The following is a 21,460-nucleotide window of genomic DNA, read 5'->3' on the forward strand; positions in this document are numbered from 1 at the left end:
GGTGAAGTAACGAAATTTGTTTTCAAGCTACCATCTAGCCCTTTATTCTGATGTCTCTTTTACTAGAGTACTATATTTGCTTGCTGTTTGGAAGGTCAGAAGGAATAATTTGGTGTTTTGTTTTTTCGCATAAAAAAATACCTTCCGAATGAGGGTTTCACTCGGAAGGTATTCAATACTTATATTATATATTTACTTAACGTTAACCGTTAAGTCTACGATAGAATCCAATGGAATTGTTTTAGTGTTCTGACCATCTGTAAGAACTACTGAATTCACGTAGATTTTCGTCGATCCGGCAGCAGCTTTCTCCAATGTACCATCAGCTGCAAATGAAACAACTGCTTTGTTTGCAGAAGCACCTTTGACGCTTGCTACTGTATAGCCGTTAGCATCTTTCAACTGCGTGATCTTAGCGATCGCATCCGCAAGTTCTTCGCCTGCAGCCACATTGACTGTAGAAGAAGTGAAGAGGATGGATGGTTCAACTGCTGTTGCAGTCGAGTTGACAACTGTGAATGAATGAGTTTTAACAGTCACTCCAGCCACTTTTACGTCGACCGTGTAGACATCCCCAGCTTTCGCGCCTGCGCCAAGTGTGATCTTATTGCCATCAACCGTTACAGCTGTTGCCGTTTCACCTTTAGCGTTTTTCACAGTTACTGTCGGAGTCTCTGCTTTGATCATCAACCCATTCGCATCAACCGATAATACGTCAAGCTCCATCGTGTTTGCTTTTGCAGCCGCGTTCAAGTCCAATGTAGACTCAAGCCCACGTACATCGTATCTAGCAAATACACCCGGTTTCTTAATCTCAACAGCAAGTGTAGTTGTCACAGCTGATTGTCCTGTACCAACAGTCACTTCTACAGTGCGAGTGCCGACTTTCGCATCAGCTTTTGAAGCAACATTGAATTTCAAGACGCCTTCATCATTCGTTTTCGAACCAGAGTTCGTGATCGTGAGTGCAGCTGTATCGTTTTGAGCCACTTTTTCTTTCACAGTAACTGCTTCGTCTTTAATCGGATTGGCGAATTGATCAAGAACTGTCGCTTGGACTTCCATTCCTGCCGTATCGTTTGTTGACAAAGCAAGTGTAGATTGGCTAAGTGACAATGTATTAACAGCAGGCACTTCCCGAACATCCAAGGCAACGACTTCTTCAAATGCAACTTTATCGCCATCTTTGACAGTGATCTTTACTTGCGCTTTTCCTGTACCTAAGATTTGAACATCTCCAGTCGTTTGGTCAACTACGGCAACTTTCGGAGTAAGGGATTCGAATGTAACGGTCGGATTCGCCAAAACAGCTCCGAACTGATCAACCACTTCGGTATAGAGCTTCGCTTTTTGATCCGCATACACAATCGTGTTGCGTTTGAATTTATCGTCTTTAAAATTAGGAGCAGTTGTCGAAACTGTCCAGTTTGCTAGTTTTGCAGGCGTGTTCGCTTCTGCTTTAATCGTTACAACTTTGCTCTCAGCTACGACTTTGCCGTCTTTTTCATAGACAGCTTTTACTGTAGTTGAAGTACCTTTGGCAAGTGTGATTTTGCCGTTTGAGATTGCTGCGTTCGAAACGAATTTTACTTGGTTTTTAAATTGTGCAGTGACATCTGCACCTTTATTGTCAACCAACTTGAAAGCAATTTCTGTTGCAACGTTTGCAGGGATGGTTTGATCTTCCGTCACGATGCTTTCAACGCTCAATGAGCCGACTGCAAGTTCCCCGTTTAGCTTCGTCGTTCCTGAAGTGACTTCAACAGCGTATGTTGTGTTTGCCGTTACAGGCTCATAGAATGTGATTTCAGCAGACTTTTTATCTTCAGAGAGAGTAGCGGATTTTACAACTAGGTTGCTATTCGTAGACGTATTTTTCACTTTAACATCTGCCGCTTTCAATGAAGCTACTTTCGTATTGAACGAAACTGTTGCTGTCGTTGGGTTCGTTGCAGAAATAGAAGTGATTTCAGGTGTTGTTACCTTTTCTTCAAGATTTTCAGCACGGAACATGAACAACGCAAACTCACCGCGCGTCAAATTAGCTTCCGGTGCGAAAGTTGTTTCCGTTTTCCCTTTTGTAATGCCGTTATCTTTAAGTGCAGAAACAAAACCGATCCAATTGGAATTGACGTCTTTGAAATCCGCTTTCGTTTCAGCAGTCAAGTCATACGCATTCACGAGCATCTTCGCCATCTCTTGACGCGTGATGTTTTGGTCAGGAGCGAAAGATTCTTTCGTTTTACCCGATGCAATTCCTTCCGCTACAATGGCATTAACCGCGCCTTTGACACGATTATTCAAATCTTTGAATCCTTGATCTTTAGCATTTTCTATGTTCAATCCAAGGGCTCTCGCAATGAAAACAGCTGCGTCGCCACGTTTGATATTTTGTGTTGTGCCAAATTCAGTCGCATTCACACCGTTTGTAATGTTATGCGCTACTAGATAATCTACCGCTTCTTTATAGTTCGAATTTACATCTTTAAAATTAGTTGGTGCAGCGGCCATGGCTGCTGGAATGATAGCGGATGCAACAAATGCTGAAGTAGCAGTCGATGCCATAATCTTTTTGTACATCTTTGAATTCATAGTGTAGGTTTCCTCCTAGTTGTATCTCTCACCAATATAGTAAACTTGGAAAGGAATATAGTTTCATCTTACCAACTATTACCCGGTAAATCCAATATAAAACATTGGATTCGACACCATATTATAACAAAGTTATTTAGTTATTCTATTATACATTCCTGTTTAAACCTTATTATGACAACGCTAACTATATAACTAAGGTTAAATAAATATTCATCTATATTTCTATTTAAATAGTTTAATTATAGTAGATTATATTAATCTGTTTAATTAAATAATCAAATAAAAGTTTTAATGATAAAATAGCAATAAAAAGAAGCCCATCCATGTTGATGGGCTTCTTTATTTTTATTTAATATAAGGTGCAGCGATAAAGCCTGTTTGCACCTTACCATTGTGGACGGTCTTTACCGGGTACCAGATGTATTGATTGGAAGAGTTAGGATTCGTATCGTAGACGGGTCCACCGATGAGTGTATATGTATCTCCCGTTCCCGTCAGGATTGAATCAGTTCCGGAGCTTGGCTTGGATCTTAATCCCTTTCCGGTGTACTTGACGACGGACCCCTCTTTCAATAGTTCAGCCGACATCGTTTTGGAGCCAGTCATTGTGAAAGCTTTCTTATTGAATTGGATATTGTCTGTTGTTGTTCCGTCGTACGTGAAATCGGCAATTGTCATGTTGATGGTCGCGATATTCGGCGTGACGAAGCCATTGCTGATTTTGCGATAGACTTTCTCTTGGTATGCGTTCAGGTTTCTATCTCCAGTCGCTTGGTAAAATGGACTGTTCATCGGCTTTGTTCCGTTATAGGCCATTACCGCGAAGTACCAGTGTTCAAGGACATGACGGTTGTTCGTGCCGATGTTCGGCAGATCCGTACGCTTGAAATTATCCGCAAGGACTTTTATGCCAGCCTCGATATTGTACTCAATGTCATATTTGAGACGTTCTGTGTCAAATTCGGTTCTGTTCGTAATTTGCATGAGACCGATTCCGTTGTCTGAGCTGATGAGTGGTTCACCGTTGCTAAGATAATGCGTCCATCCGCTTTCAACTTCGACAATCGCTTTTACGATTTCAGGTGGAACATCCGCTTTTCTTGCCGCTTTCGTTACAAGGCAATTTAGCGTCTGGCGATCCGGATTCACCCTGCTTGCCGGAACGTAGCCGCAGGATTGAACAGTCAGGCGCAGCTGCTCGTTCGTGGCACGTGCAAGGAATGCAGAGAATTGTGCGCGTGTGACCGGCTTATCCGGATTGAATGTCGATTCCGAATAGCCTTGCGTGATCCCAGCTGCGATGATCTTCGGTATGTACGCATAGCCTGCAGAACTTACCGGAACATCGGTGAATGTCATCGGCTCTTCTTCCGTCAATTTAAAGGCACGCGTAAGGAAGATTGCCATTTCCCCTCTTGTGACTTTTTCATCCGGCTTGAATTTGCCATCGGTGTAGCCTTTGATGATCCCTTCGTCATTGGCCGATTGGATTGCACCCGATGCGAAGCTTTGACTGCTGACATCCGTGAAAATGGTAACCCTATTTCCAGTCGGCAAGTCCAGCGCCCTAGCAATCATGACTGCCGCCTCCGCACGCGTGACTACGTCGCCCGGAGCGAATCGATTCCCTTCTTTCCCCTTGATGACTCCTTGATTCGCTAAATAATTGATATGTTCATAGAATTGATAGGTGTTGCTTACATCTGAAAAACCCTCAGCCTTGGCAGTTCCAACACCACTAGTTACAAATAGTGTTGCTGCTACTAAAAATGTAATGATTTTTCTCAATCCGCTTCCCCTCCCTATTAGTAGATTACTATAATGTCAAACAATTTGAAAGGAATGTCAGGAATATGAGGCTAAGCGATCGGGAAGAGTCGAAGGCCAACTGCTCATATTTAATAGAGAACAAGGAAAAACCCTCCAATTGCTTAGACGCATTGGAGGGTTTGATCAGTTCGTAATTAGTTGATGAATTTGATTTCTGCAAGGAAGTTGTAGATGATTTTCGCCATTTGGCCACGGTTTGCATCCGCGTTCGGACGGAATGTGTTGTCAACGTAGCCGTCAAGTAAGCCGGCTTGGTAGACGCGCTCAACGTGCTTACGTGAAGCTGCACCGATTTCCTTGCTGTCTTTGAATGCAGTCAAAGCTTTCTTCGTGTCGAATGTCACTTTATCTGCACCTACATAGTCGATTGCACGGCTGATCATGATTGCCGCTTGGTCGCGAGTGATTTCTTCGTATGGACGGAAAGTGCCGTCAGTGTATCCTGCCACGATTCCTGCTTCAACGACTGCAGCGATTTCGCCGTTTTGGTTGAATGCTTGGCTCGTTGATACGTCTTTGAAGGAATTCGCTGTTTTGTCCATTGCCACGATGCCAAGACCGCGGGAAAGGATTGCTGCGAATTCACCACGAGTGATCTTCAATGTTGGAGCAAAAGTCGTCTGCGTTTTACCGTTCACGACCATGCGGGAAGCCAACTTGTCAACGTACTCCTCCGCCCAGCTTGTACCGGCGGTAATATCAGTGAACGACTTCGAATGCTCGATCAATGTGTACACTGAGTTAGTTGATCGATATAGGTCAGCAGATTTATTGTCTGTATTTACATATGTCGGCACCGCTGTCACTTTACCATTTGCATCCACTGTTACACCTACTGTTGAATGTGGGTTCAAAGTAGAAACTGCTGGCAATGTGCGCTTGATTGGCGTCGGGAACACATGCAATTCAACTGATTTCCCGCCAGGCGCTACAACCGATACGTTGAAGTCAAAAGCATCAGCGAGTACTTTGTAAGCTGTTTTGCTAGCAAGTGGGTTGTCCACCTTTTCAACGGATACGTTAAGTTTCAATTCAATAGAAGTAACCTCCAAGTCTTTTGCCACTTCAGCTAAATCGAATGCGTTAACAGGCAATTCATAAGCTATATCGCCAAATTGAAGTACAACTACAGCATCGCTGTTCTTCTTATCAAGTGCAGCCAGGATAGTTGCAGGGATTTCCACTTCCGTTGAACCTGTCGGTACTTTAATCGCAAGCACCTCGATCTTAGCTGCTTTTTCGATTATATCAATCACCGCTTGTGGATTGCTTACAACAGTCGAACCGTCAACTTCAACAGCACCGCCGCCAGTTACTGGTGGTGTTGTTGGAGGGATTATTATGCCTCCGCCTCCGCCACCGTCCACAGGAGGTAAGTATGCATTAAAAGCTGATTGGATGCCAGAGATTATTGTAAAATCAGGGCGCTTTATGACAGGCTTTAAACTAGCAGGAACTGCATTTTCTTCATAGACCTTCAATAACTTATCATATAGACCCGACCCTGCCAAGTCACGGTAATCAGAACTTTTTAGTTCCCCGACTGCCATAGCTAAGCCATCGATCACACTATCGAAATAGGTTACGAGGTCCTCTGAAGTAACATCTTCTTTAGCTCCACGAACAGCGTTTTTAAAGTCGCTATATCGGGCTTCAAGATTTTGTGTAGTTACTTTGTTAACAGTATCGAATGTCAGTAGAGTCTTGAATGCCGGACCAACTTCTTTTTGATAATCCGCTTCAATAGATTGCGAAGGGTCTTTCGCTAGTTCTTGCATGACAATTCGAATCAGTTCTTTTTTGTCGGCATCCAACGCATTGAATTTATCGATAAATTTTTTGATTGATGCTTTTTCACCGGTCGTTAAATTTTCAGCAGCTGTAGCCTCATTGGCATTCAGACCGATAGCAATTACAGGCGTCAACGCTACTGTTCCGATCATTACTGATTTCAATACTTTTGCACCTTGATTTTTTCCAGACATTTCTTCACCCCACTATATATTTTTACTACGTGATTAATAGTCTAATATAAAACACAATTCTAAACAAGCAAATCGGTATATTTTGTCGAATTTTCGCTGCGACTCTTAGTACAATATAATCACATCTTGGAAAAAGAGTGCCTATTCCATACCACAATTGAAATATTGACAGACTCCTCATCCAGGAAAGCTCTTCCTCCCACATTCCTATAGTTTAAAAGAATTACGTTTCTATCTTATTGACCTCAGTAATAAACGAAAACCCACCTGATCTGCAAAAAATTCGCAAACAAGGTGGGTATAGATTTTATGGGACCCGAGCGATATGTTTCCGCATATCGCTCTGGTACTTCTCCGAAGTGCTGAACCTTCAGAAAAGATATTAAATCTAATTTACCATCCACATTAAAACCCGTCAATAAATTTTTTCATTATTCTTTGAAGTGGATTAATTAACATATGAAAAAGAGGGAGCCGCAGCCCCCCCCCTTTTTCTTACCTTCATCAGTCTAACAATTGCAAAGTATCCAATGCACGGTATAGCATAACTGCTGCCTCTGCACGTGTTGCATTGTTCTTCGGCATGAAGTTTCCTTCATTTCCTTTGATAACGCCTAGTGATGTTGCCTTATAGACAGCGTCAATTGCAAAATTGCCAATCGATCCATGGTCGCCAAAGTTAGCAGGCTTCTCAAGGTTTGCCAGTTTCTCTTTGTTTTGGTATTCGATTGCGCGGACGACCATCGCAGCGATTTCTTCGCGCTTGATCGGTGCGTCCGGGTTGAATTTCCCGTCTGTTGTTCCGTTGACAATACCTGCACGTGCTGCCGCTTCCACGCCTGCATAAGCCCATTTCTTGCTGGCAATAACATCGCTGAATTTGCCTTCATACTCCTTCGTTGGAAGGTTAAGTGCTCTTGCAAGGAAAACTGCAAATTCCGCACGTGTAATTTGTGCATTGGGTGCGAATTCAGTTTCCGTCTTTCCTTGGATGATGCCTCTTGCGGCTAAAACCTTGATTTCATTCGCCGCAAATGTGTTGGCAATGTCCGTGAAGATTACTGGTTTGGTTACCGGTTTTTCTTCAGGCTTAGGTTCAGGTTTTGGATCTACAGGCGGTGTATATGGCGGGTAATATGGCGGCAGGACTACATCTTTTTTCTCGACTGTCACAGTTACGGTGACGTCTTCTTCTCCGTACGTTACTGTAATTGCCGTTTCTCCTACCGCTAATGCTTCAATTTTCCCTTCTACCACTTTAATGACTTTTTCGTCATAGCCGGTATATGCAGCGTCTTTTGTTACATCCTTTTTTTTCTCCACTTTATCTTCTTTTTGCGTTGAAGTGACCGCAAGTTGTTTGGTGTCGCCAACTTTCAGGGTCACTTTGTCAGGTGTGACAGATAGGGTTTGAGCCGGTTCTCCAGGTTCTTCAGCTGCATCATAAACCACATCGAATGAAGCTTCGGATTTATTTCCAGCTGCGTCTTCGACGAAAATCGTGACCGTGTTCACACCATTCGCCAAACCTGTCACTTCAAATGTGAAGGTTCCATCCTGTGCAAGATTCACCGGGCCGCTGGAGACGATATTTCCTGCTTCATCTGCCGCTTCGTATGTTGTTGCGAGTTTGGTATTCAGGTTATAGCCAAGCCCGTATTCAGCTAGTAGTTCTTGATAGTCGATATACTTGTCGACCAGGTTACCGCTGAATGTATAGGTCGGTGCATCTGCCACATGCGTTCCTTCAGACTCGATGACAGCAGAGGTACTCTTGACGAAGAGTGGTCCGTCCCACGCCTCGATGATTGTCGGGCCAGCGCCAAGGTTCAGCGCTGTAAAATCAACCGTATAGATGCCATCTGGAATACTTTCAAGTCCCGTACCGCCCCATGGTGCATACTCACCGTCTATCTCCAAGTAATAGCTTCCCGCTGCCAATGATGAACCGGAGTGCAGATAGCCGATATATCCATCTTCATAATATCCGCCTTCCGGATCCTGGATATCCCAAAGTTCAATGTAGTTCGTCGCTACATTGCTTAGTAATGTGAACTCCAGACGTCCAACATCCTTTACCCCATCCCCATTGAATGAAAGATCTTTTTCGGTAAGCGCATAATCCCCCATTCCAGTTGCAGGAGCTTTTGGCGAAAAGTCCACCGCGAAAGGCAATGAAAGTTCCGTTTGACCGTCCCGTAGGTGAATATAGCCCAAGAATTCATTTCCTGTAGCGGTTGTTGATTTGGATGCTGTCAATGTCACATTCAACAATTGCTCACCATTAAGCGTGAATGTCGGTTTATCAATTGTCAACTTCGCATCTTTAAATGCCTTTGTCACTTGGACACTCACTTCGAAATTGCTCGGCCCTCCCGACAGTTTTTTCACCCTGATCTGTTTAGTAACGGAGATGTCTCCATCTTTAACTTTCTCTAGGTTTCCGAATGTGACTGTCCCTTTATGGTTATCGACTTCAACACCATCGGATACAACGCGGTCTTCCGCATATGCCAGTGCTTTCGGGAATGCGGCATCGTATGGCTGGACGCGTCCCGGACCTTGTGCAAACACATCGTATTTTGCCGTATCCAATACTTTTGCTGTGTTTGACAAGGCAACCTTTACATCGAATGGTGTCCAATCTGGATTCGCATTCATGATGAGCGCAGCAATCCCAGCAATATGCGGAGTTGCCATCGATGTTCCCGTTTTTCGTGTGTATGCCTTGGAATAATCTGCAGCAGGATTATCTTTTCCATACATTGGAATGGTAGACATGATATTCGTCCCTGGTGCAGTGACGTCAGGTTTAATGTCGAAATTCGGGGTCGTCGGGCCGCGTGAGCTTGAATTGTTCACTTCGTCACCTGCAGAGCTTTTTGAAGTGAAATTGTCGAAGGAAACTTTTCCGGCTTCTGCAGCAAGCGCAGCACGCAACGCATCCCCTTCTGTCTGGGACATGTCAAATGCCGGGATGAACTCGAAAGCATCCCCCAGGAAAGTACCTGATGGACCTGGTGCATTTGTTCCTCCCCCGAAATTATGGATCAGCATGGCTGCAGCTCCTGCTTCTTTCGCAGCAGCGATCTTATCGACAAATGCTATTTCGCCGCGGGAAACGAGGACTACTTTTCCTGCAACGTCCAAACCTGCGTAGTCGGACGGTTTGCCAACACCCGGGATTGCAACGATTTCAAATTCACCAGCAAGCTGCTGCGATAGGTTTGCCCCGAATGTCGTCCCCATCAATTTCATATTGGATTCTTTTGAATAAGCACCTGCCGTTATGTCGACAGTTGCTTCAAATTGCGTTTCCGGATTTGTCGTGTTCCCGACAGCTACACCAAGTGCAGCAGCTGCAGGCGTGCCGATCGTCCCGCGCCCCGGTCCGGAGTTTCCTGTAGCCATGACCGCCAATGTTCCTGCAAGCATGGCATTGTTGATAGCGATTGTGTCAGCTGTTACGGATGTATTGCTACCTCCGCCAAGAGACAAGTTAATGATATCCATGCCTTCTTCAACGGCCTTATTTATCCCTGCAATCACCCCCGCGTTCGACCCGCTGCCATATGCGCCTAGAACACGGTATGCATGTAGGTCCACTTGCGGGGCGATGCCCGAAATGCCATACTCATTTTTGCCGAGGGCTGCGATTGTACCAGCGACATGTGTCCCGTGGGAAGTGTAGAATGAACTTCCATTAGCGTTGAATTCCGGCTTGGCGGCTGGACGTTCAGATGGAGTTGTTTCATATGGATCCCGCTCATCTCGCGGCTTTGTATAGTCTGCTGAATTGGCATGGGAGATGAAGTTCCATCCGCCCTTATAAATCCCTTCGAATTCTGGGTGGTTGTAGTCGATCCCCGTATCCAGAACACCTACTTTGATGCCATTTCCTTTGAAGCCTTTATTCCAAATCCGCTCAATACCAAGGAAGGATATGCTTGTATTCATCATCGCCTCGTAGTCGGTATCTTGTGAAGCTGTATCTTCCATTGCATATACTTCAATATCCGGCTCTACGGATGTGATGCCTGGGATACTAAGCAATTTTTCAAGATTTTTCGCTTTTACAGTTGCAGCAAATCCGTTCAGGACGATTTCGTAGGAAAACCCTTCTTGTTCGATCAGGTTATTTGCGTACATTTCTTTTTTCACAGCCGTTTGTTGCTGCTTTACTTTTGTCAGTGCGGCAGTTCGTTCAGCCGCGGTAAAAGGCTTATTATTGATTTTTTGCTTTCCTTCAGCCAAGGCTACTGCATCTTCCGAAAGTTGGATGATGACGTCAACGTTTTCTTCCCCTTTTAACCCTTGAAGGTCTTTGTGCAGGGTTGGAACGTTTTTCAACAGCTCAAGCTGTTGTGCGACAGCCATCTTCATCTGGTGGATACTTTCGTCCGTACCCCGTTCTTTGAATGGCTGTGCTGTTGTGTTAGCCGAAGCCTGCATCGGTGTGAGCAATGACAAGACCATAAATACAGCCAGCATTGTACTCAAAAACTTTAGAACCTTCTTACTGTACAATACCCCTTCCCCCTTAGAATAATAGTTTTTGCGGATGACCCATTCAACTGATTGTCCGAGGGTTTTCCGCGGTAACAATCCAGATACTACGCATATAAATGGACAAGCTTGTATCCTTCCCCTCAAATATATGATTGCTTGTCTAGTAATATTCTTTGTTATGTAAAAGAAAAAAAGAGGAGCTTGACTGCCCCCCTTCAGTATCCACAATATACAAATTCTCATATATCATAAGCATTTTAAAACGCGAAAAACCCTCAAATCAATTTTAGATTCGAGGGTTTTTCTTTAACACTATTAAGAGAATAGTATTGAGGTATATGAATTGACTGATGTCAGTTCACTTAACAAATGTTAATTAGTTTTTCTTCAATGTGACTTTCAATTCTTTCGTTGCATCGCCGATTTTTACTTTTACTGTTAATACAGTTTGGTTTACGCCAGTTGCTAATACTGCTTTAGCACCAGATGTACCATTTCCAGTAATTGAAACATCGGAAGCTTTAGTAGGAACGATTGTAACTACTGGTGAAGCCGCATCAGCTTTAACTAATGCATCATTGTCGTATTGATCCGTAGTTGCAACATACAAAGCAAGTGCATCTCCATCTTCATCAACAATTTCGCTTGCAATCGTGAAAGTATCGCCTGCAACAAGTGCATCTGTGATAGCTTCTGCATCATCAAAATCTACTGATTCTGTTGTAAAGAAGAAGTCTTGAACAGTTTTAGGAGCTTTTGAAGCAATGAATTTTTGTTCGATTACTTTACCAGTAGCATTGATTGTTACTCGTAGAGTAAGTTCTTTATCATTCAATTTGCCTTCTTCGTCTAAAGCTGTCACAGTGATTTTACCACCATCAGCATTAGCAGTTTTAGCACCAATTACTTCAGCAGTGTACTCAGTAGTATCAAGCTTTACTTTACCATTACCTAAAATACCGTTAACAGTAAATGCCTTAGCCGCGCCAACTTGAACTTTACCAACTTGAGCAACCTCGTAGTCGGAATATTCCTTACCATCTGTTACCCGAACTTGTTGTTCAACTGCAGAGTTTGCAACTTTTCCACTTGCATCTTTCAAATAGATTGTAAGCGTTGCTGCACCATTTTTGTCTCCCGCTACTACTGTTTTGTTATCAGTAACAGTTACAACTTGGTTAGCAGAGCTTGCAATGTTTTCAACTTCTACAGAATAGCCATTTGGTAAAGCTGTCATTGTACGACCATATTGGTCTTCCACATTAACTTTAGCAAAATCGATAACTGTAGAAGATCCGGACTTAACAACTAATGCTTTCTTCAAGCCACGAACTGCAACTGGTTTAGCTGCTTCATTAACTTTATACGTGATTGTAGAAACTTTGTTTGTTGAAGTAGTAACTGTAGCAGTTGCATAAGAATTAGCAGCAACAGTAGGGTTACCTAAGTTATAGTAAACTTGGCCGTCTTTCACTTCAATGTTTGCTTTTGTTGCTGGAGAACCATTTACTTTGATACCTTTAGTTGCATGTGTCAATAGATCTTTATCAGTAATTACATTGCCTTCTTTGTCAAGAACAGTGATTGGCAATTTAACAGCCTCACCCACAACAGCATATTGAGGTTGGCCTAATGATACAGCATCTGTAGTTTTTGTTTCTACAACATTAACTGTGTGGTTGAAAGTCTTACCATTCATTGTTAGGATGAATAGCAATTCTGCAGAACCGCCTTTAAATTCAGTATCACTATTTAGTTTACCAAATTTGACAACGAACTTGTTTTTTCCATCAATAGTAGCAGTTGTCACTTTGTCATCTACTAATTTAGCTACTAATGGGTTTGTGTTTGTAACAATTACACCTGTAGCTGTATCTGAAGAGTTTGCTGGTGCGATTGCATTACCATACTGATCTTTTAGATTCACAACTAAGTATACATCTGAAGCTACTGTATTATCTTTTAGATCTACTTTTTCACCTTTAGCATTGTAAACTCCATCAACTGAGATATCTGCAACAGTTGCAGCTGCTGATAATTTCAGTGTCGCAGATGTTGTTGTGCCTGATTGTGCATGAACTAATACTACAGGAACTAAATCTCCGATACGTTTACCTTTTAATCCTGTTAGATCTACTGTGCCTTTTGTATTGATTTTTACATTCGTGCTGTCGTTTGTAGTCAAATCTGTTGTTTTGGTAATGTCTGTACCGTATTGATCTTTTACTACGTATCCAACAGTTGCAGTTTCATTATCGATTAAACCACCATCTGGATTAGCAGAAAGTACAGCTACATCACTCAAAATTTGGATTGAAGAGACTTTTTGCGCTTCAATTTTAACGGAACCAGTTAAAGTTTTATCACCTAAACCAGTTACATTGACTGTGTAGTCTCCAGCTTGGAAGTTACCAGCGCCAATTAATTGAACAGATTTTTTATCGTCTGCCCACTTAAGTGTAACGTTTTGTTTGAATGAATCACGTAGTAATTCGACTGCCGCTTTATCAGTCTCTACAGCTTTGTTGAATGTTAATTCGATTGTTTTAGCATTGATAGCTTTAACAGAAGAAAGTGCAACTACACCAACTGCCGGAGCACCTTCAGCACGGTACATGAATAGAGCGAACTCTCCACGTGTAAGGTTAGCTGTTGGAGCGAAAGTTGTTTCTGTTTTACCAAGCGTGATTCCGGCTTCTTTAAGAGCGGAAACATAACCGATCCAGTTGCTGTTCACGTCTTTGAAGTTAGCGTTTTCTTTAGCAGTTAGACCGTAAGCGTTAGCAAGCATTTTCGCCATTTCTTGACGAGTGATGTTTGCATCCGGATCAAATTTAGTATCTGATTTACCGCCAGCGATTTTCGCTTCTACGATTGCGTTAACAGCGTTCTTAACGCGGTTGTTAAGGTCTGTGAAACCTTGGTCTTTCGCGCCGTCAACATCTAGTTTGAGAGCGCGTGCGATGAACACCGCAGCATCTCCGCGAGTGATGTTTTGAGTAGTGCCGAAAGTCGTAGCTGTTTTACCATTAGTGATGCCTTGTTCAACTAGGTAAGTGACAGCATCCTTGTAATTGCTGTTTACATCCGTGAAGTCAGATGCTGTTGCCGCTGAAGCAACTGGTACGATTGCTGTTGCAACTAGTGTTGCTGTTGCAGCCGAAGCTACAAACTTTTTGTAGGCTTTTGGTTGATGAGCCATGTGTAGAATTCCTCCCTATTGTATGGTTACATTTTATGAAGCTTTCATATGAATCTACTAGTGTACAAGATTCAATATGAATTATACCAACAATGCGTATAATAATCTACTTTTAATTTCAAGTGGGGTCCATTTTACTATATAAGAATAGTAGAATGAAACTATTAGAAATTAGAAGTTTATTAAAATACGTCATACGGCATGTCGCTCTTTTACAAGTATAGCAAACTTTAAAAATAATTCAAGCCATATTAAACTATCTTCTGAAAATTCGTCGTATATGCGCTGTGATGCCATTTATACTGCTTAAAACGGAATGTTTTTCGAGTATTCTAGCACCAATCATTCAACTTTAGAGACTTGGAATGTAAAAAGACCGGCATAAACACCGGCCTTTCTAGCTAAATCTATTAATACTCTTTCTTTCACATCGGACTGTTTTTCGAATCCCCTAACACATACACTTCAAAGCCGGCGGCCTGCCATTTCTCCCGGTCGATGCACTGCTTTGTATCGATAATGATTTTTCTATTCATTTTATCGGCGATTTGTGCTGGATTGAGATTCTTGAATTCATCATGGCTTGTCAGGATGATGGCTGCCTCTGCCCCTTCTAAAGCCTCATCCATATTTTGCGTCTGGATTTCAAGATTGTTCTTTTTGATATGCGGGTCGAATGCTACGGCATTCAACGCCCTCTTCTGCAATTCCTCTACAACGTCGATGGACGGACTTTCCCTCATGTCGTCGATGTTCCCTTTGAAAGCAAGACCGAGCACTGCCACCTTCGCTTCGTTTGTCTCAATCCCTTTGGCCTGCAATATTGTCGTAAGCAAATCTGCTGTATAGGCTGGCATCCCGTCGTTCGTCTTGCGTGACAGGTTGATGATCTTCGCGATTTCCGGATTCAATTCAACGAGGAACCATGGGTCGACAGCGATGCAATGGCCTCCGACTCCCGGCCCTGGCTGGTGAATATTGACGCGCGGGTGGAAGTTCGCAAGACGGATTGCCTCCCAGACGTTCACGCCGATCGTTGCGGAAAGTTTTGCAAGTTCATTCGCCAACGCAATATTGACGTCGCGGTATGTGTTTTCCATCACTTTGACGAGTTCGGCAGTCGTGTCATCCGTTTCGTGCATTTGTCCTTTGACGAATGAACGGTATAGGTCCGATGTCATTTTAGCGGATTCTTCGTTGACGCCGCCGATGATACGGTCGTTCGAGATGAGTTCTTCGAAAACACGGCCAGGAATGACCCGTTCAGGTGAATGGGAGACGAATAGGTCCGTTCCGATTTCGAGCCCTGTCGGAATGAGTTCCGGGATGACGACATCTTGTACAGTTCTCGGCGGAACCGTCGACTCAAGAATGACGAGGTTCCCTTTTTCCACGAATGGCGCAATCGCTTTCGATGCGCTTCTAATGTATTCGAGATTCGCTGTTTTGTCTTCACTGATCGGCGAAGGCACTGCAAGTATGAATACATCTGCCTTTACAGGTGTTGTGGAAACGGTGAACATGTTCGAGTCGATCGCTTCGTCCAACCGTTCCTGCAGACCGTTCTCTTCTATATGAAGTTGTTTGTTGCGGATGCTTTCCACTACGCTTTCATTGATATCGACGCCGTGAACCTTATGGCCGTGGTTGGCAAACATGACTGCTGTCGGTAACCCGATATACCCAAGACCGACGATGCAAATTGACTTTTTCATATTGATTGACTCCTAACTTTTTTAGTTTCTTCTATTAAAGAGGATGTTCATCAGGAAGAGGGGAAGGTTCATTTGGCGCTTGATCCGTTTCGGATCGCTCGCCAGCCTGTAAAGCCACTCGGTTCCTGTATTCCGGAAAAGAGCTGGTGCCCGCTTGACGGTTCCCGAGAAGACGTCGAAGCTGCCGCCGACCCCTTGAAATACTAAGACGTTCTTCAGCTTGTCCATGTTTCGTCTAATCCAAAGTTCCTGCTTCGGGCTTCCGAGGGCGACGAAGATGATTTCAGCGCCACTTTCGTTAATTCGGTTTATTAGCGCTTCTTCATCCTGTTCATATCCGTCCGTCATCCCTGCAATCTCGATACCGGGGTGTTGTTGTTTTATGTTATCGGCCGCTTTTTCTACGACTTCCTTTTTTGCGCCATATAAATAGATGGGATGTTGTTCGTCTTCGGCGAATTTCAGCAGCCTCGCCATCATATCGACGCCCGTGACGCGGGAATGGATCTTCCCTTTTTTCATCTTGGATGCCAGTAGTATGCCTACGCCGTCCGGAATTTGAAACGTCGATCCGTTAATCAGATTCTTCACTTCCGGATTGTTTTGCGCTGTCATCACTTTTTCCGGGTTGACGGCGATGATGGTGGATTGTTGACCGGCTGCCATCCGGTTTTTTATTTCCGTTATGATTCCTTCATATGTAAGAGGCGACACATGGACGCCAAGGTACGTTTCTTTCATTGCATGACCCTCGATTCGTTCGCTTTCAATTGTATAAGTATAGCAGAAACCCAAAGCGGTTGCATAGCCATTGGGAACGATGATAGAATGAATTAGAATTAACGATATAAGTGGAAACCATCCACTTGGAGCGGAATCGGAACATTTCCATTCATTATTTCGTTCTATTTAAAAAGTCGACTTTAATTTATCTATAACTGTGCTTTCACGGATGCGTGGAAGCTTTTGTTTTGAGGAGGATATCCATTGAAAATAGTGATTTCAGGATTTTACGGCCTTGGCAATACGGGTGACGAGGCCATTTTGAAGGCCATTGTCGATAATTTGCGTGCAGAGCTGGACAATCCGGATATAACCGTGTTTTCGCTATCTCCCGATAAGACAGCGAAGGAGCATGGCGTGAAGTCGGTCTACAGGGGATGGCGACATGGGAATAAGGAAAAGGTGAAGGCGCTCCGTAATGCGGATCTGTTGATTTCCGGGGGCGGCGGCTTACTTCAGGATACATACCCGACGAAGTTTTTATTCGGCCCGCTCCCTTATTACTTACTGATTGTTTTATTGGCGAAGCTATGCGGAACAAAAGTCATGTTCTTTTCTCAAGGAATCGGTCCTGTGACGAGCCGCTGGGGCAAGTTCCTTATGCGTGCGCTCGCCAATAAGGCTGATTTCGTCACGGTACGGGACGAGTATTCGAAAGAGTATCTTGAGAGTTTGAAGGTCACGAAGCCTAAGACGGTCGTTACTGCTGATATCGTGTTCGCTTTCAAGCCGACGGTGGATCATGTCGCCTATGCCTCGCTTGGCTTGAAAGGTGATGAACGCCTTGTCGCGGTCGCTCCCCGTCCTTGGTTTGAACATGAGGATGAATATATCGAGAAGCTTGCTTGGGTGTTGGACGAATTGATAGAACAAAGAGGCGTCATGCCTGTTTTCGTCCCGATGGAACCGCCTTATGATACGAATGTGTCGAAAAAGGTGATGGCGAAGATGAAGAATGCTGGTAAAACCCGGCTGTTAGGTGATTCATTCACACCGAATGAATTTTATAATTTCATCTCAAGGACTGAACTGACAATTGCTTTGCGTTTACATGCGTTGATCTTTGCAGCGCTTTCGAATGTGCCGCATATCGGGTTGAGCTATGATCGGAAAGTGGAAAGCTTTCTGAAGCGCTCCGGCATGTGGGACCGCTCTTTCCCATTGGGGGATTTCACGAAGGAAGCGCTGCTTGAAAATGCGCTTTACGTGCTTGACCACGGTGCAGAGACGAAAGAGATGATTGCACCGAATGTTGATGAGTTGCGACGGGAAGCGATTCGCAATGTCGACTTATTACGGGAACAATTTTTGGATGGAGGACGTTGAATTGAAAATACTTTTGGCTACTGCATATGATTATCCCCATTTGGGAGGTTTGTCAGTCCATTTGACCACTTTGAAGGCAGGTCTTGAATCACGGGGACATTCCGTGGATATCGTATCATTCTCCGATGTGCCGAAATGGAAGCGGGATGGTGTTGTCCGCGGACCGGCTTTCGTTTTGAATAAGATGAAGAAAGGTTCGGGCTATGTCTGGACGTTGAAGCGTCGGAAGGACGAGCTTGAGTCGTTGATCAAGGAGAAGGTTGCAGGCGGCGGATATGACATCATCAATGCGCAGGATGCTTATACAACGCTTGCCGCGCTTGAATCGGATGTCCCTGTCGTCAGTACGGTCCATGGCTATTTGACGTTCGAGGGGATTTCAAAAGGGACTGTCATGGAAAACTCCGCTGAAGCGGATGAGCTGATGGAAGCGGAGCGCAGATCTTATAAGTCGACGCGTGAAGTCATTACGGTGGATACGCGGATTAAGGATTATATTGAAAAAGAGACCGGCGTCGTCGGCAATATGATCAAGAACTTCATCGATGTCGAGTCGTTCAAGCCTGAGGTTGAGCGTCGGGACGAGTTCCGTGAAAAACACGGTTTTGAGAAGGACGATCTGATCTTCTTCGTACCTCGCAGACTGACGAAGAAGAACGGCGTCATTTACCCGATCCTTTCATTGCCCGCGGTGTTGGAGAAATTCCCGAAAGCCCGTGTCGTTTTTGCGGGGACTGGCGAGATGATGGATGAGATGAAGGAAAAGGCTAAAGAGCTCGGTGTTTCGGATCGCGTGACGATGGTCGGAGCTGTCGACCATTCGGTGATTGTGGAGTATTATGCATTGGCGAATGTCGCCCTTGTCCCTTCCATCTATTCAGCGGGCGTCGAGGAAGCGACGTCGATTTCCGCTCTTGAGGCGATGGGCTCGGGAGCTCCGTTGATTGCATGCGCGGTCGGCGGGTTGAAGGAGATCATCGAGGATGGCGTGGATGGATTGCTTGTTGAGGAGCAGAATGTGGAGGATTTGAGCAAGGGAATGATCCGGCTGCTGGCGGATCCCGAAGAGGGGGACCGGCTTGCGAAGGCTGCGCGCGAGAAGATTATCCGTGAGTATTCACACTTTGCTGCTGCAGAGAAGTATGAGGCGATTTATTTGAAGGCTTTGAAGAAGAATTGATTGAATGATTGCTCCCTGCCCTGGCTGGGGGCTTTCTTTTTATGGATTACCTTTACGACGGAGTGCTTTATGCGTGTTTGAGAGGATTTATGCGTGTCTGGAATGGTTTTATGCGTTTTTGGGAAGCTTTATGCGTATTTGGAGCGTTTTATGCGTTTTTGAGAAGCTTTATGCTTATTAGGAGCGTTTTATATGTTAGTCAACGATTTTATTTGCATTTACTGACTACGTCTTGATGGGCGCAGGTATAAGTTAGGTGGATGACGTTATGAGCAATTTGAAGAAGGCGGCTTTGTGGACGACGCTGCTCGCTCTCATTTTGAAGGTGTCTGGATTCATTCGGGAGTCGATTGTTGCGAATCAGTTTGGTGCTTCGGCGGAGACGGATGCGTATTTTTTGGCGTTCGGGTTTATTACGCTTGTCGTGGCGATGATCTCGACGGGCTTTAATAATGTGTTTTTGCCGATGTATGTGAAGAGCCGCAATGGCAATCCGGAGCATAGTGACCGGAATGCAAATGCGCTTTTGAATTGGACGGTTCTCTTATTTGTATTCGTGAGCTTGATCGGGTGGTTTTTTGCAGATTGGTTCGTGCCGTTCATCTATCAAAAGGCGGCTCTCGAAACGAAGTTGCTTGCCGTCCAGATGACACGGTTGTTTTTCGCTTTCATGACGATGATTGCACTAAGTGGATTGCTTGATTCGTATTTGCAGTCGCGACGAATTTTTGTCCCATCCCAGATGGCAAAGTTGCTTGCGACGTTGATGGCGGCTGTTTTTGCGATTCTCTTCAGTGATTTGTGGGGCATTTATTCGCTGGTATATGGGTTTATTGCCGGGACGGTGATGGGCGTTATTGTGCAGGTCGTTGCGCTCGCCCGCTCCGATTATAAATGGCAGCCTGTTTTCAATATGGAGAAGACGTTTGCGAAGGCGTTTTTAGTGCTGATCATTCCCTCGCTGTTGAATTCCGTAGTTGGCCAGGTGAACTTGTTCGTGAACCGGTATTTCGCTTCGGGGACGGAGGAAGCGGCCGTTACTTATTTGAACAACTCATCGCTGATCATCAGCATTCCGAATGCAATTTATGCGACAACGCTTGCCGCCATCATTTTCACGCTGATGAGCGAGCAGACGGAGCAATTGGATAAATTCAAGGATACTGTTTTCCGCGGGATGGAGATCTCTTTGGTCACGCTACTGCCGATTGCGGTCGGCTTGCTGGTTGTTGGGGATGCAGTCGTTTCTTTCATCTATGAACGTGGGAAATTTACAGCGGTGGATACTTCGAATACGTATGTAACCTTGCTGCTGTATTTGCCGATTATTGTATTCCAGGGGATGCAGCTGATTTTGTCGAAGTCGATGTATTCGAGGGGCAAGACCGCAGTTGTATTCCGGATCAGTGTGACGACGATTGCGGTGAATTTCATATTGAACTGGTTGTTGGTTGATAAGTATGGTTATCCGGCACTTGCGATATCAGCTTCCGTTGTCAGCGTCTATTATTTTGCGGTTTCGATGGCCGTTGTTTATAAGGATTTAGGGGCCGTTGAGTTGAAACGGGTTGCACGGATGAGTTCGCGGGTTGTAGGACCGGCAATTGTGATGGGGCTAGCTGTATGGGGCGCGAAGGTTCTGTTGCATGCCGAAGATTGGTATTCACTGTATCAATTGGCCGTTCTAGTGCCGATCGGGGTTGTTGTTTACGCAGCGATGATCCGGGTCATGTACCGGGAAGGGTTTAATCGGTTTGTTGGATTGTTGAGGCGTGGGTAATTTGATTCTGGTGTGTTGCGGGATGAACTCGTTGTGATGCGAGTGTGACTGGTTGCGTTGCGGCTAGGATTGGTTGTGATGCGGGCAGGGTTCGTTGTGTTGCGACTTTTATTGATTGCGTTGCGATAGGTGTTCATTGTGTTGCGAATCAAGTTGGTCGTGGGCAGCTTGATGTTTCCTCTACTCTTCGGATCGCGCCAAATGCTTTTGACAAATTAGGGGTTTGGTTTGGTTTGGTTTGGTTTGGTTTGGTTTGGTTGCGTTGCGCAGCGGATTGGTTGTGTAGAGACTTTGATTGGTTACGTTGCGATTGAGTTTGATTGCGTTGCGAAGCTGATTGATTGTGATGCGCTGGTTTGATTGTGTTGCGAATTTTATTGATTGCGTTGCGATAGGGGTTCATTGTGTTGCGAATCGAGTTGGGCGTGGGCAGCTTGATGTTTCCTCTACTCTTCGGATCGCGCTGAATGCTTTTGACAAATTAGGGGTTTGGTTGCGTTGCGCAGCGGATTGGTTGTGTTGCGACTCTGATTGGTTGCGTTGCAATTGAGTTTG

General features: G+C 44.6%; 10 protein-coding genes. 3 read left to right on the forward strand and 7 right to left on the reverse strand.

What is annotated here, in order from left to right:
- Positions 1 to 192 precede the first annotated feature (192 nt).
- The 7 genes from ACFPTP_RS16405 to ACFPTP_RS16435 form a co-directional block, all read right to left on the reverse strand.
- Positions 193 to 2,592 (reverse strand): S-layer homology domain-containing protein, encoded by a 2,400-nt coding sequence (locus tag ACFPTP_RS16405; RefSeq protein WP_381447030.1) that lies wholly within the window; start codon positions 2,590 to 2,592, stop codon positions 193 to 195.
- A 348-nt stretch (positions 2,593 to 2,940) separates the two neighbouring features.
- Positions 2,941 to 4,383: an S-layer homology domain-containing protein gene (locus ACFPTP_RS16410; protein ID WP_381447032.1), complete on the reverse strand. Its 1,443-nt coding sequence runs from the start codon at positions 4,381 to 4,383 to the stop codon at positions 2,941 to 2,943.
- 176 nt (positions 4,384 to 4,559) lie between these two features.
- Positions 4,560 to 6,410: an S-layer homology domain-containing protein gene (locus tag ACFPTP_RS16415; protein WP_381447034.1), complete on the reverse strand. Its 1,851-nt coding sequence runs from the start codon at positions 6,408 to 6,410 to the stop codon at positions 4,560 to 4,562.
- A gap of 504 nt (positions 6,411 to 6,914) precedes the next feature.
- The gene (locus tag ACFPTP_RS16420; RefSeq protein ID WP_381447036.1) at positions 6,915 to 10,937 is read right to left on the reverse strand and encodes a S8 family serine peptidase; all 4,023 of its coding nucleotides are present in this window, start codon (positions 10,935 to 10,937) and stop codon (positions 6,915 to 6,917) included.
- Between the two features lie 358 nt (positions 10,938 to 11,295).
- The gene (locus tag ACFPTP_RS16425; RefSeq protein ID WP_381447038.1) at positions 11,296 to 14,121 is read right to left on the reverse strand and encodes an S-layer homology domain-containing protein; all 2,826 of its coding nucleotides are present in this window, start codon (positions 14,119 to 14,121) and stop codon (positions 11,296 to 11,298) included.
- 425 nt (positions 14,122 to 14,546) lie between these two features.
- Positions 14,547 to 15,836, reverse strand: a complete 1,290-nt coding sequence (locus ACFPTP_RS16430) for a nucleotide sugar dehydrogenase (protein ID WP_381447041.1) — start codon at positions 15,834 to 15,836, stop codon at positions 14,547 to 14,549.
- Between the two features lie 21 nt (positions 15,837 to 15,857).
- On the reverse strand, positions 15,858 to 16,577 hold the full coding sequence (locus ACFPTP_RS16435; RefSeq protein WP_381447043.1) for a WecB/TagA/CpsF family glycosyltransferase: 720 nt from the start codon (positions 16,575 to 16,577) through the stop codon (positions 15,858 to 15,860).
- A 246-nt stretch (positions 16,578 to 16,823) separates the two neighbouring features.
- Between ACFPTP_RS16435 and csaB the strand changes: the two genes are divergently transcribed.
- From csaB to murJ, 3 genes are all read left to right on the forward strand, one after another.
- Positions 16,824 to 17,945 (forward strand): polysaccharide pyruvyl transferase CsaB, encoded by a 1,122-nt coding sequence (csaB, locus tag ACFPTP_RS16440; protein ID WP_381447045.1) that lies wholly within the window; start codon positions 16,824 to 16,826, stop codon positions 17,943 to 17,945.
- Between the two features lies 1 nt (position 17,946).
- Complete coding sequence (locus ACFPTP_RS16445; RefSeq protein WP_381447047.1) at positions 17,947 to 19,125, forward strand: glycosyltransferase family 4 protein; 1,179 nt, start codon at positions 17,947 to 17,949, stop codon at positions 19,123 to 19,125.
- Positions 19,126 to 19,393: 268 nt separating this feature from the next.
- Positions 19,394 to 20,905, forward strand: a complete 1,512-nt coding sequence (gene murJ, locus ACFPTP_RS16450; protein ID WP_381447050.1) for a murein biosynthesis integral membrane protein MurJ — start codon at positions 19,394 to 19,396, stop codon at positions 20,903 to 20,905.
- Positions 20,906 to 21,460 lie beyond the last annotated feature (555 nt).

The sequence above is a fragment of the Sporosarcina koreensis genome, assembly GCF_042655825.1.
Lineage (GTDB): Bacteria > Bacillota > Bacilli > Bacillales_A > Planococcaceae > Sporosarcina > Sporosarcina koreensis.